Annotated in this window: 14 protein-coding genes; 10 read left to right on the top strand and 4 right to left on the bottom strand. The window is 65.7% G+C overall.

All coding sequences use genetic code 11. The annotated features are described in order from the left end of the window. Window positions 1-12 precede the first annotated feature (12 nt). Together dnaN and dnaA are read right to left on the bottom strand one after the other, a co-directional pair. Window positions 13-1,119: a DNA polymerase III subunit beta gene (gene dnaN, locus JI739_RS13020; protein WP_201684345.1), complete on the bottom strand. Its 1,107-nt coding sequence runs from the start codon at window positions 1,117-1,119 to the stop codon at window positions 13-15. A gap of 411 nt (window positions 1,120-1,530) precedes the next feature. After that, entirely contained in the window at window positions 1,531-2,943 is a 1,413-nt protein-coding gene (gene dnaA, locus JI739_RS13015) for a chromosomal replication initiator protein DnaA (protein WP_201684344.1), read from the bottom strand. A 185-nt stretch (window positions 2,944-3,128) separates the two neighbouring features. On the opposite strand from dnaA, the gene rpmH reads away from it, so the two are divergent. The 5 genes from rpmH (at window position 3,129) to mnmE (ending at window position 7,139) form a co-directional block, all read left to right on the top strand. Beyond that, window positions 3,129-3,263 carry a 50S ribosomal protein L34 gene (gene rpmH / locus JI739_RS13010; RefSeq protein ID WP_029463016.1) on the top strand — a complete coding sequence of 45 codons (135 nt, stop codon included), beginning with the start codon at window positions 3,129-3,131 and terminating at the stop codon, window positions 3,261-3,263. A 63-nt stretch (window positions 3,264-3,326) separates the two neighbouring features. After that, entirely contained in the window at window positions 3,327-3,728 is a 402-nt protein-coding gene (locus tag JI739_RS13005; RefSeq protein ID WP_201684343.1) for a ribonuclease P protein component, read from the top strand. After that, window positions 3,722-3,982, top strand: coding sequence for a membrane protein insertion efficiency factor YidD (gene yidD / locus JI739_RS13000; RefSeq protein WP_201684342.1), 261 nt, complete (start codon window positions 3,722-3,724; stop codon window positions 3,980-3,982). Before JI739_RS13005 ends, yidD begins: the two co-directional genes overlap by 7 nt. Window positions 3,983-3,990: 8 nt before the next feature. Next, window positions 3,991-5,685, top strand: coding sequence for a membrane protein insertase YidC (gene yidC / locus JI739_RS12995; protein ID WP_201684341.1), 1,695 nt, complete (start codon window positions 3,991-3,993; stop codon window positions 5,683-5,685). 74 nt (window positions 5,686-5,759) lie between these two features. Beyond that, window positions 5,760-7,139 carry a tRNA uridine-5-carboxymethylaminomethyl(34) synthesis GTPase MnmE gene (mnmE, locus tag JI739_RS12990; protein ID WP_201684340.1) on the top strand — a complete coding sequence of 460 codons (1,380 nt, stop codon included), beginning with the start codon at window positions 5,760-5,762 and terminating at the stop codon, window positions 7,137-7,139. A 19-nt stretch (window positions 7,140-7,158) separates the two neighbouring features. On the opposite strand, the gene JI739_RS12985 is transcribed toward mnmE, so the two are convergent. After that, complete coding sequence (locus tag JI739_RS12985) at window positions 7,159-9,141, bottom strand: monovalent cation:proton antiporter family protein (protein ID WP_201684339.1); 1,983 nt, start codon at window positions 9,139-9,141, stop codon at window positions 7,159-7,161. An 82-nt stretch (window positions 9,142-9,223) separates the two neighbouring features. Here JI739_RS12985 and JI739_RS12980 point away from each other — a divergent pair, with 82 nt between their 5' ends. The 4 genes from JI739_RS12980 to JI739_RS12965 are packed head-to-tail and all read left to right on the top strand — an operon-like array spanning window position 9,224 to window position 12,201. After that, window positions 9,224-10,234 (top strand): KpsF/GutQ family sugar-phosphate isomerase, encoded by a 1,011-nt coding sequence (locus JI739_RS12980; RefSeq protein WP_201684338.1) that lies wholly within the window; start codon window positions 9,224-9,226, stop codon window positions 10,232-10,234. 4 nt (window positions 10,235-10,238) lie between these two features. Beyond that, window positions 10,239-10,781 carry a KdsC family phosphatase gene (locus tag JI739_RS12975; RefSeq protein WP_201684337.1) on the top strand — a complete coding sequence of 181 codons (543 nt, stop codon included), beginning with the start codon at window positions 10,239-10,241 and terminating at the stop codon, window positions 10,779-10,781. Next, window positions 10,778-11,422 (top strand): LPS export ABC transporter periplasmic protein LptC, encoded by a 645-nt coding sequence (lptC, locus tag JI739_RS12970; RefSeq protein WP_236589542.1) that lies wholly within the window; start codon window positions 10,778-10,780, stop codon window positions 11,420-11,422. The genes JI739_RS12975 and lptC overlap by 4 nt, the downstream gene beginning before the upstream one ends. Continuing rightward, window positions 11,419-12,201 (top strand): SDR family oxidoreductase, encoded by a 783-nt coding sequence (locus JI739_RS12965; protein WP_201684336.1) that lies wholly within the window; start codon window positions 11,419-11,421, stop codon window positions 12,199-12,201. The genes lptC and JI739_RS12965 overlap by 4 nt, the downstream gene beginning before the upstream one ends. A gap of 58 nt (window positions 12,202-12,259) precedes the next feature. On the opposite strand, the gene rbp is transcribed toward JI739_RS12965, so the two are convergent. Continuing rightward, the gene (gene rbp / locus JI739_RS12960; protein ID WP_201684335.1) at window positions 12,260-12,766 is read right to left on the bottom strand and encodes an RNA-binding regulator; all 507 of its coding nucleotides are present in this window, start codon (window positions 12,764-12,766) and stop codon (window positions 12,260-12,262) included. A gap of 766 nt (window positions 12,767-13,532) precedes the next feature. Here rbp and JI739_RS12955 point away from each other — a divergent pair. Continuing rightward, window positions 13,533-14,759, top strand: a complete 1,227-nt coding sequence (locus tag JI739_RS12955; protein ID WP_201684334.1) for a hypothetical protein — start codon at window positions 13,533-13,535, stop codon at window positions 14,757-14,759. Window positions 14,760-14,767: the final 8 nt, after the last annotated feature.

Genomic DNA, 14,767 nt, shown 5'->3' with positions numbered 1-14,767 from the left:
TGCCTGCGGACATCAAATCCGCATGGGCATCACGACGTACTTGAAGGCGCTGTTTTCGGGGTTGGTGACGAGGGCCGAGCTGTTGGCGTCCTGCAGTTCGATGCGCACCATGTCCTGGCTCATGTTGGACAGGGCGTCGATCAGGTAATTGACATTGAAGCCGATCTCGATGGCGTCGCCGCCATAGTCGATATCGAGTTCATCCACTGCCTCCTCCTGCTCGGCATTGTTGGAGGCCACGCGCAGCACGCCGGGCTCGATATTCAGGCGAACGCCCTTGAACTTGTCGCTGGTGAGGATGGCCGTTCGCTGCAAGCTGGCAAGCAGCGGTGCCCGGCCCAGCGTGACTTGGTTGCGGTGATTCTTGGGAATGACGCGGTTGTAGTCGGGGAACTTGCCCTCGACCAGCTTGGTGACGAACTCCATGCCCCCGAAACTGAAGCGGGCCTGGTTGCTCGCGAACTGCATGTCGATGGCACCTTCGGCATCGGACAACAAGCGCTGCAGCTCCAGCACGGTCTTGCGCGGAAGGATCACCTCCTGCTTCGGCACCTCGGATTCGAGCTTCGCGTTGGCAAACGCGAGGCGGTGGCCGTCGGTGGCCACCAACGCGAGCTGCTTGCCTTCGGCGACGAACAAGATGCCGTTGAGGTAATAGCGGATGTCGTGGACCGCCATCGCGAATGACACCTGGTCGAGCAGGTCCTTGAGCGTCTTCTGCGGCACGCTGAATGTCGGGCCAAAGCTGGGTGCCTCCTGCACCAGCGGGAAATCCTCGGCCGGCAGCGTCTGCAAGGTGAAACGCGTCTTGCCGCCCTTGAGGAGCAGTTTGTTCTGGCTGGTTTCCAGACTCACCGTCTGGTCAGACGGCATCGTGCGCAGGATATCGATCAGCTTGCGTGCACCCACCGTGGTGCTGAAGTTGCCCGGGTCACCGCCCAGTTCGGCGGTGGTGCGAATCTGGATCTCCAGGTCGCTGGTCGTGAACTGGACCCCGTCCCCTGTCTTGCGGATGAGCACGTTGGCCAGCACGGGCAGGGTATGGCGGCGCTCCACGATCCCGGCTACCGACTGCAGGACGGACAGCACTTTGTCTTGTGTTGCCTTCAGGACGATCATGGGTGCCTCTTCTCTTGTGTACTTTCGAATGACGTTGTGGAGTGTGCCAAGCCCAGCAGTGACGCGGCGCAGCGATTTTCACTGTTTTCCCGGGCGCAACGATCCAAGCCGATACCTAAGCCGCGGGCCTGTCTCCGCGGGGAGACGAACGCACCCGGTTCGGCGCGAGAAGGCAGGCCTGGTTGTTTCCCTATAAGTTCTTTATTCAAATTAGTAGTAGCTAGTAGAGCAGCCCCGGTCCTGTGGACAAGCCATTTTTTCTCTGCGGGCTCAAGCACTTGCATCGCAGTCAACCGTGTGGGCGAAGCCCCGCCGCCGCTGTCGCGCCAACGGGGACAACCTGGCTCAGGCAGCTCGGGCTGTGGATAAGCAGGCAGTTGTTCAGAAACGATCCCCAGCTTTATTCCAGCTTCAACCCTTGAGGGTCTGCTCGAGCACGTGCAACTGCTGGTTGAGGTCGGTGAGCTGCTGACGCTCGCTCGAAATCTTGCGCACCGCGTGGAGCACGGTGGTGTGGTCCCGGCCCCCGAACAGCTCACCGATCTCGGGCAGGCTCTTTTGAGTCAGTTCCTTGGCCAGGTACATCGCGATCTGCCGCGGCCGGGCGATGGACGCGGGCCGCTTCTTGCTGTACATGTCGGCGACCTTGATCTTGTAGTAGTCGGCCACCGTCTTCTGGATGTTCTCGACGCTGATCTGGCGGTTCTGGATCGACAACAGGTCGCGCAGGGCTTCGCGCGCGAGCTGGATCGAGATTTCCTTCTGGTTGAACCGTGAATAAGCCAGGATCTTGCGCAGCGCGCCTTCAAGTTCGCGCACGTTGGAGCGCACGTTCTTGGCGACGAAGAACGCGACCTCTTCGGGCATCTCGGCGCTTTCGGCGCGCGCCTTGTTGATCAGGATGGCCACCCGCATCTCCAACTCGGGTGGTTCGATGGCCACCGTCAATCCCGAATCGAAGCGCGAGATCAGGCGCTCGTGGATGTCCGCCAGTCCCTTGGGATACGTGTCGCTGGTCATGACGATGTGCGACTTCTTGGCCAGCAACGCCTCGAACGCGTTGAAGAACTCCTCCTGAGTCCGGTCCTTGTTGGCGAAGAACTGCACGTCGTCGATCAGGAGCAGGTCCAGCGAGTGGTAACGCTCCTTGAACTGGTCGAACGTCTTGCGCTGGTAGGCCTTGACGACGTCCGAGACGAACTGCTCCGCATGGATGTAGAGAACCTTCGACTGCGGTCGGTCCGCCAGCAGCTTGTTGCCCACGGCATGCACCAGGTGGGTCTTGCCGAGACCCACGCCCCCATAAATGAACAGGGGGTTGTACAGGTGGCCTGGCGTGCCGGACACGTGCATGGCCGCTGCCCTGGCCATCCGGTTGGCGGTCCCTTCGACCAGGGTGTCGAAGGTCAAGGCGGAGTTCAGCCGGGTCTTGAAGACGCCGCTCGCCGGATCCTCCCCGACCTCGACCGTTTCAGGCGGCGGTTCGAGCTCGGTGACCACCGGAGCGACGATCGTGCGGGTAGGCGCATCACGCTGGGCCAAGGCCAGTTCGAGCTGAACCGGTTGCCCATACACGCGCTCGAGAAGGGCGGCGATTCGGCCGGCGTACTGCGCCCGAATCCAGTCCAGCTTGAAGCGGTTGGCCACGAAGAGGACGACCCGGGAGAAATCGTCGGACACCTGGGCCACCAGCGGCTTGATCCAGGTGTTGAACTGTTGCTCCGGCATCTCCTGGGCAAGCTGCTCCATGCAGGCCTGCCACAAGCCGTCGCCAGCACCAAGAGGGGCTTCCGAAATCAGGTCCTTGCGTTGCCCCTCACTCATATATTGGCCGGCGCCCTCTGTGGATATTTCATCTGACCAAAGCCGTCGATTCTAATTTATCAAGCGCTTATCCACAAAGTTGCCCAAGCCCTGCAGGGCTGTCTCGACGGCGGTGGACAAAGGACATTGCCTTGTGGGACCTGTGCTGTTAAGCGATAATCGCGGGTTTCCCCGAGACATCAATCATGAAACGCACCTACCAACCCTCCAAAGTGCGCCGCGCGCGCACCCACGGCTTCCTGGTTCGCATGAAGACCCGTGGCGGCCGTGCCGTGATCAATGCCCGCCGCGCCAAGGGCCGCAAGCGTCTCGGTCTTTGAGCTGCTGAAGCGCCGGCGTAGTCGACCCAGGTGCGGCAGCAGCATCCGGCGCGAGCGCAGCGGTTGCTGAGACTGAAGACGCGGTCGCAGTTCCAGGCCGTCATGGCCGGACAAACCGTCTCTCGCACCGCTCACTTCGCATTGCACCGGGTCCCCTCGAACCCGGCGATGCCTTCGCAGGCTTCAACTGCTGACACGCAGGTATCCACAGCCGATGCGGGACTGCTGCTAGGGGTGGTGATTCCCAAGCGGTGGGCCAGGCGGGCAGTCACCCGCAACACGATCCGACGCCAGATTTTCGCAGTCGCTGATGAGGTCGCATCGGCGTTGCCGCCGGTGGCGCACGTGGTTCGGCTGAGGGCGGGCTTCGATCGTGAGCAGTTCGTCAGCGCCACGTCGGAGCGGCTGCGATCGGTCGTTCGCGCCGAACTTCGACAACTGTTCTCCAGGGCTCTTCGATGTTGAAACATGTCCTGATCGGCTTGGTCAAGGGCTATCGGCTGCTGCTGTCGCCTTGGCTAGGCTCCTCATGCCGGTTCACGCCCACGTGCTCTTCCTATGCCCTGCAGGCCCTGGAGCGGCATGGTGCGGGGGCTGGCAGCTACTTGGCGGCATGCCGCCTGGCTCGTTGCCATCCGTGGTGCGCGGGTGGCCATGACGATGTACCAACCGCCCCTCCCCGCCTGTTCAGGCGCTGGACTTCACCCCTTTCTCACTAGAACTCCTCATGAACGACATTCGTCGATCCATCCTGTGGGTGATCTTTGGCTTTTCCCTGGTGATGCTGTGGGACCAATGGCAGATTCATAACGGCAGGCAGGCCACCTTCTTCGGCCGACCCCCAGCCGTCGCGCCTGCCGCGTCGAACCCAGCCACGCCAGCCACAGCGACGGGTAACGGCGTGCCCGTGCCCGCCGCCAAGAGCTCGAACGCGCCCGCCATCCCCCCGGCTGACGTGGAACCTGTTGCCGTTCGCGAAAAGATCACGGTCCAGACCGACGTGCTGCGCCTGACCTTCGATACCGAAGGGGGCTCCCTCGTGCACGCGGAGTTTCTCGATCACGCCGCCGAATCGGGCGCGCCCAAGACCAGGAATCCGTTCGTGCTGTTCGACGAAAGCGCGCAGCGCCTGTATGTGGCTCAGTCCGGCCTGATCGGTGGCGACTACCCGAACCACAAGACCGTGATGCAGTTCAGCGGTGACCGGCAACTGCGCGAGGGCCAGGACACCTTGCGGGTGCGTTTCGAGTCGCCGGCGCAGAACGGCGTGAAACTGATCAAGACCTATACGCTCAAGCGTGGCGCCTACGACATCCCCGTTCAGCACGAGGTCGTGAACGTCGGAAGCGGGCCGGTGTCTCCGCAGCTCTACGTGCAGTTGATGCGCGACGGCAATCCGCTGCCTGGCGAATCGTCGTTCTATTCGACTTTCACGGGCCCCGCGGTTTACACCGAGCAGGGCAAGTTCCAGAAGGTGGACTTTTCCGATATCGACAAGAACAAGGCGCAGTTCCAGGAAAAGGCCGACAACGGCTATGTCGCGATGGTGCAGCACTACTTCGCCAGCGCCTGGATCCTGCCCTCGGGTGTGCAGCGCGATGTGTTCATGCGCAAAGTGGACAACAACCTTTACGCGGTCGGCATGATCGCACCGCTGGAATCGGTGTCCGCCGGCTCCAGCAAGGCGGTCACCCCGGTGCTGTTCGCGGGTCCGCAGCAGGAAAAGATGCTGGAGCAGATCGCTCCCGGCCTCGACCTGGTCAAGGACTACGGCTGGCTCACCATCCTGGCCAAGCCTTTGTACTGGCTGCTGGACAAGCTGCACGGCATCCTGGGTAACTGGGGCTGGTCGATCGTGGCGCTGGTGCTGGTGATCAAGATCGCCTTCTACTGGCTCCAGGCCAAGGGCTACCAAAGCATGGCCAAGATGAAGGCCATCAACCCGCGGGTCATGCAACTGCGCGAGCGTTTCAAGGACAACCCGCAGCAGATGCAGCAGGAGATGATGCGCATCTATCGCGAAGAAAAGGTCAATCCCCTTGGTGGCTGCTTGCCGATCCTGGTCCAGATTCCGGTCTTCATCGCGCTGTACTGGGTTCTGCTGTCCAGCGTGGAGATGCGCAATGCGCCCTGGGTGCTGTGGATCCGCGACCTGGCCTCGCCCGACCCTTTGTTCATCCTGCCCATCGTGATGGCGCTCACCACGCTGTTGCAAACGGCGCTGAACCCGCAGCCGCCCGACCCCATGCAGGCCAAGCTGATGTGGTACATGCCGCTCATTTTCTCGGTCATGTTCTTCTTCTTCCCGGCGGGGCTGGTGCTGTACTGGATCACCAACAACGTGCTGTCGATCGCGCAGCAGTGGTTGATCAACACGCGCATGGGCGTTCCTCCGCAGTTCAATCTGCCGAAGTTCCGTTGACCGATCGGACGCTTGCTTGAAGGAGGGCCCGCGCGGCCCTCTTTGCTTGAAGCGCGCGATCTACCATCGTCACCATGCGAGAACGACACGATCCACCGATCGTTGCCATCGCCACCGCGGCTGGCCGAGGCGCGGTGGGCATCGTGCGCGTCTCTGCGGCAGACGTGCGACCTCTGGTCGAGGCGATCTGCGGTCAGCCCCTGCAGCCGCGCCAGGCCACCTACCTGCCATTCAAAGCGGCAGATGGCAGCACCATCGACCACGGCCTGGCCATTCACTTCCCGGCGCCGCACTCCTACACCGGGGAAGACGTGCTGGAACTGCAGGCGCATGGGGGCCCCGTCGTCTTGCAACTCCTGCTGGCTCGCTGTCTGGAAGCCGGGTCCGCCCTGGGACTGCGCGTGGCCGAGCCCGGTGAATTCACCCGTCGAGCGTTCCTCAACGACAAGATCGATCTGGCCCAGGCCGAGGCCATCGCCGACCTGATCGATGCCAGCACCGAGGCGGCTGTCCGCAGCGCCAGCCGCTCGCTTGCCGGAGAGTTTTCGCGCGAGGTCCGATCGCTGCGGGACGCACTGATCCACCTGCGCATGCTGGTCGAGGCCACGCTCGATTTCCCCGAAGAAGAGATCGACTTTCTGGAGCAGTCCGACGCCCGCGGACAGCTGCATCGCCTGCAGGCGCAACTCGATCGGGTGCTGCAGCGCACGCGCCAGGGCGCACTGCTGCGTGAAGGCATCCATGTGGTGATCGCCGGGCAGCCCAACGCGGGCAAGAGTTCGTTGTTGAATGCCCTGGCGGGCGCCGAGCTGGCCATCGTCACGCCGGTGCCGGGGACCACGCGCGACGTCGTCCGCCAAACCATCCAGATCGAAGGCGTGCCCTTGCACGTGATCGACACCGCGGGCTTGCGCGAGAGCCAGGACCTGGTCGAACAGATCGGAATCGAACGGGCGTGGGACCAGATCGGCCGCGCAGACGTCGTCATCCTGCTGCATGACGTCTCGCGCAGCCTGGATCCGGCCTACCGGGCCGGTGACGAGGCCATACGCGAAGCGATGCGGCAACGGGCGGGTAGGGCGACGCCGGTGGTCGATGTCTGGAACAAGGTCGACCTGGCCGCACCGGCCGGCCTTCCGGTAGGCGGCATCGCGCTGTCGGCCCGGACGGGTGCCGGCCTCGACGGTTTGCGCCGATCCCTGCTCCAGCACGCGGGCTGGCAGTCGGCGCCCGAGGGCGTCTGGCTGGCGCGGGAGCGGCACGTCCAGGCGCTGGCGCGGGTGCGGCAGCACCTCGAGCTGGGCCAGCAGTACCTGCAGCCCGTGGCGCCGGCCCTGGACCTCTTGGCCGAAGAACTGCGACTGGCCCAGAACGCCTTGAACGAGATCACGGGCGAGTTCAGCGCCGACGATCTCCTGGGCGTGATCTTCTCCAGCTTCTGCATCGGCAAGTGATCGCGCGCACCCGCCGCGCTCAGGCCCCCAGCAACTTCTCCTCGGCCAGCGCCAGCGGCTCGGCTCGGCCGCTCAGGACCAGGGTGTCTCCGCCCTGCAGCGGCATGTCGTCGGCCGGTGGCACCGGATTCCCATTGCCGCGGCGCACGCTCACCACGCGAACGTCGAGCGCATGCAGCGCGAACTCGCCGAGCGGCCTGCCCGCGGCGAGGGCATGGAGCGGAAGGGTCACGGTCGACAACCGCTCGGTGGCGAGTTCGTCCACGCTTTCGTCGGCGCCGTGGAAGTAGCCACGCAGCAGGTTGTAGCGCGCATCGCGCTGCTCCTGGACTCGCCGGAGGACCCGGCGGATCGGAACGCCGACCAAGGCCATCGCGTGACTGGCCAGCATGAGCGAACCCTCCAGCGCTTCGGGAACGACCTCCGCTGCGCCGGCAGCCTGCAGGCGTTCCAGGTCACGGTCGTCGGCCGTGCGCACGATCACCGGCACCTGCGGGGCGTGTTCGCGCACCAGGCGCAGCACCTTGAGGGCGCTTGCCAGATTGCTGTAGGTGACGACCACCGCGCTGGCCCGGGCCAGCCCCGCCGCCATCAGCGCCTGCAGGCGAGATGCATCCCCGAACACCACCGAGTCGCCGGCGGCCGCCGCCTGCCGCACCCGATCGGGGTCCAGGTCGAGTGCCATGTACGGCACCCCCTCCTGGGCGAGCATGCGCGCGAGGTTCTGTCCGCTGCGCCCGAAGCCGCAGATCATCACGTGGCCGGTCGTGCCGATCGAGCGCTTGGCGATCTGCGTCATCTGCACCGACTGCTGCATCCATTCACTGGCGACCAGCTTCAGCACCAGCCGGTTGCTGAACATGATCACGAAGGGGGTGGCCAGCATGGACAGCACCATGCTGGCCAGGACCGGGTTGAAGAAGGCCGGTTCCAGCAGCCCGTTGCGTTGGCTCAGGGTGAGCAGCACGATGCCGAATTCGCCGGCCTGGGCCAGGTACAAACCGGTGCGCAGCGACACACCGGTCGATGCCCCGAGTCCGCGGGCCAGCAGCGTGATCAGGGCGAGCTTGAACAGCACCGGGAGCGTGACCAGCAACAACACCAGGCCCCAGCTGCTGGCGACCCAGCGCCAGTCGAGCATCATGCCAATCGTGATGAAGAACAGGCCCAGTAGCACGTCGTGGAAAGGCCGGATGTCCACCTCCACTTGGTGCTTGTACTCGGTCTCGGCAATCAGCATGCCGGCGATGAAGGCGCCGAGCGCCAGAGACAACCCCGCCAGTTCGGTCAGCCACGCCAGACCGAGCGTGATCAGCAGCAGATTCAGCACGAACAGCTCGTCGCTCTTGTGGCGTGCCACCAGTGTCAGCCACCACCGCATCACCCGTTGCCCGCCGACCAGCAAGACGGCCACGAGGAGCGTCGCCTTGAGCAGCGCAAGGGACAGGGAGACCAGCAGCATGTCGGGGTCGCTCGCCAGCGCCGGTATCAGCACGAGCAGCGGCACCACGGCCAGATCCTGGAACAGCAGCACGCCCATCACCCGCTTGCCGTGCTCCGAATCGAGCTCCAGCCGTTCCGCCATCAGCTTGACCACGATCGCGGTGCTGCTCATGGCCAACGCACCGGCCAGCGCTATCGCGCCCTGCCAGGACACTCGCCAGCCAGCAGGCAGCCAGGGCACGACCAGCAGGAGCCCCGCCGTCGCCAGGGCGACGGTCAGCACCACCTGGAACAGGCCCAGCCCGAACACATGGGCGCGCATCGCCCGCAGCTTGGGCAGGCTGAATTCCAGACCGATCACGAACATCAGGAACACCACCCCGAACTCGGCCAGGTGGCTCACCCCGGCGGAGCTCTCTGCCAGGCCCAGCGCATTCGGCCCGATCAGGACGCCCACCGCCAGATAGCCCAGCATCGGCGGCAGGCGCAGTGTCCGGCAGGCCACCACGCCCAGCACCGCGGCGAGCAGGTACAGCAGCGTGAGGCCCAGCGTGTTCATGACGGCATCCTAAGGGCGCGCGAGCGCAAGGCCATCGATTCGTGACGGTGCGCGGACGGGGTCGCTTCGTAGAATTGGCGACATGAGCGCCCCGCCCCCGTCCACCGCCCCCGATCTCCCGTTCGATCCGCAGCGCGCGCTCTTGCTGGCACAGGAAACCTTCGACATCGAAGCTGCGGCGGTGCTCGGCTTGAAGCACCGTACCGGCGAATCCTTCGCCCGTACGGTGCAGGCCATGCTCAAGGTGCGCGGTCGCGTGGTGGTGATGGGCATGGGCAAGAGCGGGCATATCGGCCGGAAGATCGCCGCCACGCTCGCGTCCACCGGGACGCCGGCGATGTTCGTGCACCCTGCCGAGGCGAGCCACGGCGACCTGGGCATGGTCAAGTCGCTCGACCTGGTCCTGGCCATCTCCAATGGCGGCGAAAGCGACGAACTCACGGCCATCATTCCGGTGCTCAAGCGGCTCGGTGCCACGCTCGTGGCCATGACCGGCAACTCCCGGTCGACCCTTGCGCGCCACGCGGACCTCGTGCTGGACAGCGCCGTCGAGAAGGAAGCCTGTCCCCTGAACCTTGCGCCGACGGCCAGCACGACCGCGCAACTCGCGCTGGGCGACGCACTGGCCGTGGCCCTGCTCGATGCCCGCGGCTTCCGGCCCGAGGACTTCGCCCGCTCGCATCCGGGTGGCGCACTCGGGCGCAAGCTGCTCACCCTGCTCAGCGACGTCATGCGCAGCGGTGAGCAGGTGCCCCGCGTGACAGCCGACACCCCCTTCACCGACCTCATGCGCGAGATGAGCCGCAAGGGCCTGGGCGCCTCCGCCATCGTGGACGAACAGGGGCGGGTGCTGGGCATCTTCACCGACGGCGACCTGCGCCGCCTGGTCGAAAAAGGCACGGATGTCCGCCAGATGCGCGCCGGCGACGTCATGCACCCGAACCCGCGCACCATCCGCGCCGAGGTGCTGGCGGTCGAAGCGGCCGAGTTGATGGAAAAGCACCGCATCACCAGCGTGCTGGTGGTCGACGCCGAGGACAGGCTGTGCGGCGCGGTCAACAGCAACGACCTGATGCGCGCCAAGGTGATCTGACGTCATGCAGCCCCAGTTGAACTTCGCCCCGGAGGTGCTGCTCGCAGCCCAGGGCATCCGGGTCGCCTTCTTCGACATCGATGGCGTGCTCACCGATGGCGGCCTGTACCTGTCCACCGAGGGTGAGATGCTCAAGCGCTTCCACATCCTCGACGGACTGGGGCTGAAGCTGTTGCAGCAGGGGGGCATCACGCCCGTGGTCATCACCGGTCGTGATTCGGGGCCGCTGCGGGCTCGCCTGGCGGCCCTGGGCGTGGTCCACGTGCACTACGGCACGGAGCACAAGGCGCCGGCCGCTGAACGCAGCCTGCAGGAGCTCGGCCTCGGCTGGGGGCAGGCGGCGGCCATCGGCGACGATTGGCCCGACCTGCCGGTGCTGCGACGCTGTGCCTTCGCAGCCGCGCCAGCCAACGCCCACCGCGAGGTGAAGGGCGTTGCGCGGTATGTCACCGCTGCCGCCGGCGGGCACGGTGCGGCCCGCGAGTTCTGCGACCTGCTCCTGGTGGCCAGCGGCCGCTACGCCCAGTTGCTGGAGAGCTATCGATGAGGGCAGGCGTGATGTCCTGGCTCTGGCGCTCGCTGCGCAAGGGCTGGGACCGCAGCGCGGTCTATACACCCATCCTGCTGATGGGGCTGGTCGCCCTGGGCACCTACTGGCTGGCCCGCAACACACCCACGTTCGCGCCGCCATCGGCCCCCGCGCCGCCGACGCACGAGCCGGACTATTTCATGCGCCGCTTCGCGGTACGCCATTTCGACGACACCGGGCGGCTCAAGAGCGAGGTCTTCGGCACCGAAGCTCGCCACTATCCGGACACGGACACGCTCGAAATAGACAATCCGCGCGTGCGCGCCTTCAATGAACGCGGCGAGTTGACGGTCGCCACCGCCAGGCGCGGCATCTCCAACGGTGACGGCTCCGAGGTGCAGTTGATCGGTGATGCGGTGGTCACCCGGGAGGCGAGTCGCGGTCCCGACGGCGAACTGCGGCCCCGGATGGAAATCAGCGGTGAGTTCCTGCATGCCTTCGTCGATACCGAGCGGCTGCTGTCGCACAAGCCGGTGGTCCTGGTGCAGGGCAACCACCGCTTCACGGCGGACCGCCTCGATTACGACAACCTCGATCGTGTCCTGCAGTTGGAGGGCCGCGTGCGCGGCACGCTGGCCCCCGAGCCGAGGCCTTCGTGAGCGACCGGCCCCTGGTCTTCATCACCGGCGCGTCCAGCGGCATCGGCCAGGCGTTGGCCCAGCGCTATGCGGCGGCGGGCTGGCGGCTGGCACTGGTTGCTCGCCGCAGCGCCGAGATGCAAGCCTGGGCCGAGCGGCTACCGCTCGAGACCGGCCGGTTTGCGGTCTACGGCGCGGACGTCACCAGCACCGACAGCATCGTCGCTGCGGGCCGGGCCTGTCTGGCCATGCAGGGATTGCCGGACATCGTGATCGGCAACGCCGGCATCAGCCTGGGGGTGGACACTTCGCGGCGCGAGGACCTCGACGTCATGGCGTTGAGCTTCGCCACCAACGTGCTCGGCCTGGCCGCCACTTTCCAGCCCTTCATCGCGCCCATGGTGCGGCGGCAGCGCGGCACCTTGGTGGGAATCGGCAGCGTGGGCGGGGTCCGGGGCCTGCCCGGCCACGGGGCGTATTGCGCCAGCAAGGCTGCCGCCATCAGCTACTGCGAATCGCTGCGCAACGAACTCAAGGCCGCGGGCGTGCGGGTGGTCACCATCAGTCCCGGGTGGGTGGCCACGCCGCTGACGCAGCGCAACCGCTATCCCATGCCGTTCCTGCTGCAGCCCGCCGAGCTGGCTGACCGCGCATTCCGCGCCATCGAGGCGGGCGCCAGCCACCGCATCATTCCCTGGCAGATGGGACTCGCGGCCCGCGTGCTCCGAGTGCTGCCCAATGCCGTCTTCGATCGCCTGGTCGAGGGCAGACCTCGCAAGCACCGCGCGACCGACGCCTGAGATCCGACCATGAAAAAAGGGGCCTAAGCCCCTTCTTCGTGTTTGTCTCGCCGGGCGATCAGTAGCCGCCGCGATTGCCGCCGCCGCGCGGGCCGGAGCCGTAGGGGCTACGGAAACCACCGTCGTTGCCGCCGCGGCCACCGCCACCACCGCCGCCCCCACTGCGGCCACCGCCGCCGTAGCCGCCGCCACCACTGCCGCCACCGCCGTAACCGCCGCCGCCGCCACCGTAGCCGCCGCCGCCACCGCCGTAACCACCACCACCGCCGCCGTAGCCGCCGCCACCACCACCGTAGCCGCCGCTGCGTGAGCGCGGCTCAGGCGGACGGGCTTCGTTGACCACCACGCTGCGACCGCCCAGGGGCTGGCCATTCATGCCGTTGATGGCTGCCTGCGCTTCCGCGTCGCTGCCCATCTCGACGAAACCGAAGCCTTTGGACCGGCCGGTGTCGCGCTCCATCATCACCTTGGCGCTCGTGACGGCGCCAAATTGGCTGAACGCCTGCTCGAGGTCGCTATCGCGCACGGAATAGGGCAGGTTGCCCACGTAAAGTTTGTTGCCCATTTGATTGGGACTCCTAAAAAAACATAGACCTGAGCGATGAGTCCCGGAAGCGCTTTAACTGAGCAACAACGCGAAGATGAACTGTTCACCGCAATCTTGCGCGGGCACGAACCCACGCGAGGCCATTATGAATCACAGCTTGAGGCTGGACGCAAGGGCGCAAACCCCCGGCTGGCTCGACAACGGGATCCATAGGGAAAGCATCTAGGAACGAACGTTCTCCCGTGCCGACTGATGAGTCCGGCGGGTTTGGACAGGATGAACTTCTATGGGTGATCGCTCAGTCAAGAACGGGGGTGGTGCTTTTTCACCGGGGACTTCGCGGCGCAGCAATGACCTGCCCAAGTCTCCCGCTCGGACAACGCCCGCACGCGGGGAAGGGTCCACAAGCGCGCTGCCCGTACAGTTCCATGCCGCCAGCCCACCGCTGAGAGACCGAGCTGCAACGGGGGTGGGGCCTGCCAAAGTGTTTTCTCCTCGTCCATCCACAAACTCAGCTACGTCGACAGCAGCCGCTGCTGGCCAGGTTGGGTCACGCGAACCAGGGAAAGACCGCAAGGCGGAGCGTGAGTCCAAGGGCGGACAGATCGATTCGGCCGCGTCCTCGGCAACGGCTTCGCCATGGGCCGCACGCAATGGACAGCTCGAGGAGCCGGAGGGAAGCCAGCAAGCGCCTCCACTCGGGTCGAGCGCGGCGGGTGCCGCAGGGCACCCCCTGAAGCCCGGCGGGACTTTCACTGAGACATTCGCTGAGTTCGCGCCCTACATGCCGACGCCGATTCGAGGGACGATCGACCACGAGTCTGCGCTGCACGTCATCGCTGCCGCAGAGAGACGAAACCTGGCCAAAGCGCTCGAGCGGTTCATTCCGCCCACAGCCGGCGAGCGCGAATCGCGTATTCAGAGGACGGCCATCGCCCTGCACAAGATGAGCGTCACTCGCGAAGACGTGACGTCGTTGGTTGCTGCCAGCCGCACGCGTGACGCCTGGCGCAATGGCCATGTCGTGTTCCGGACGCTCCTCAGCTTTTTCCCGGCGGCCCTGAGCGGCTGGTTGCTCGTCAACCATCCAATCGTCAACAAGGACGATTACGCGGGTGACGCGGCGCATGACGCGGCGATCTTCAATCACTTCCTGAGTTACCTCGTGGCGGTCGGATGGATCACGCTCGGTGGCGCGCTGGCAAGCCGGGTTGCCGAGGGCGGCAAGCTGATGCCCAAGTACAACAAGCCCGCTCCGATCGAACGCGACGGCAAGCAGGTTCCGGACAAGGACACGACCGGAGCGGTGTTCGCCAGCGGTTTGCAGTTCTGGCCGTTCGCATTGGGTCATTCCATGGTGGGCGCAGGCCTGTTCGGCACCAGTCCGCAGCAGCTCGCCCCCGCCTATGTGGTCAGCACGATGTGTTCCAGTGTGGCGACCGCTGTCAGCACCTCGGTGGTCGAGGCATGCCGCACCGAGGGGCGCCGGGATTCTGTTTTTCTTGATGCCAGCACCCCAGAGAAAGAGGAGGCACTCAAGAAGGCGATCGAGGATCTGCGGCAGGGAACGTGGGAGGCGATCAAGGGATACGGTGCCGACCTTGCGACCGGCTTCGCAAGCGCGCTGAGGGAGCCGGTTGTCCAGCTTCGCGATTCGAAGCACGCGCAGCCGGCTGCCGCGTCCGTGCCGCTGGAGCCGGGCGAGGGACCCGCTGCGCCGGAGACCAGGTGGCAACGCCCGGATTGGGACACGGTCAAGGACATCACCCGGCGTGGCGCCGCCACCGTTTATTCGACGGCCGGCCGGGCCATCGCACCGTTGGCTCACAACCCGACGGTGAAAATGGCCCTGAGTGTGGGTGCCGGCCTGTGGCTGGGACTGTCGTGGGGATGGGTGCTGGGCGCGGTCGTGCCGCCCAGGCAGGCGGCTGGGCAGCCAGCCGCTGCCCAGCCGGCATCAGCGAGGGCGGTGGCGGCGATCATGCCGGCGACGGCGACCGTGCCGCACTGAACGAAAAC

It is taken from the genome of Ramlibacter aurantiacus (assembly GCF_016722895.1).
In the GTDB taxonomy this organism is placed as follows: domain Bacteria; phylum Pseudomonadota; class Gammaproteobacteria; order Burkholderiales; family Burkholderiaceae_C; genus Ramlibacter; species Ramlibacter aurantiacus.
This window is presented reverse-complemented; position numbering and strand designations above follow the sequence as displayed.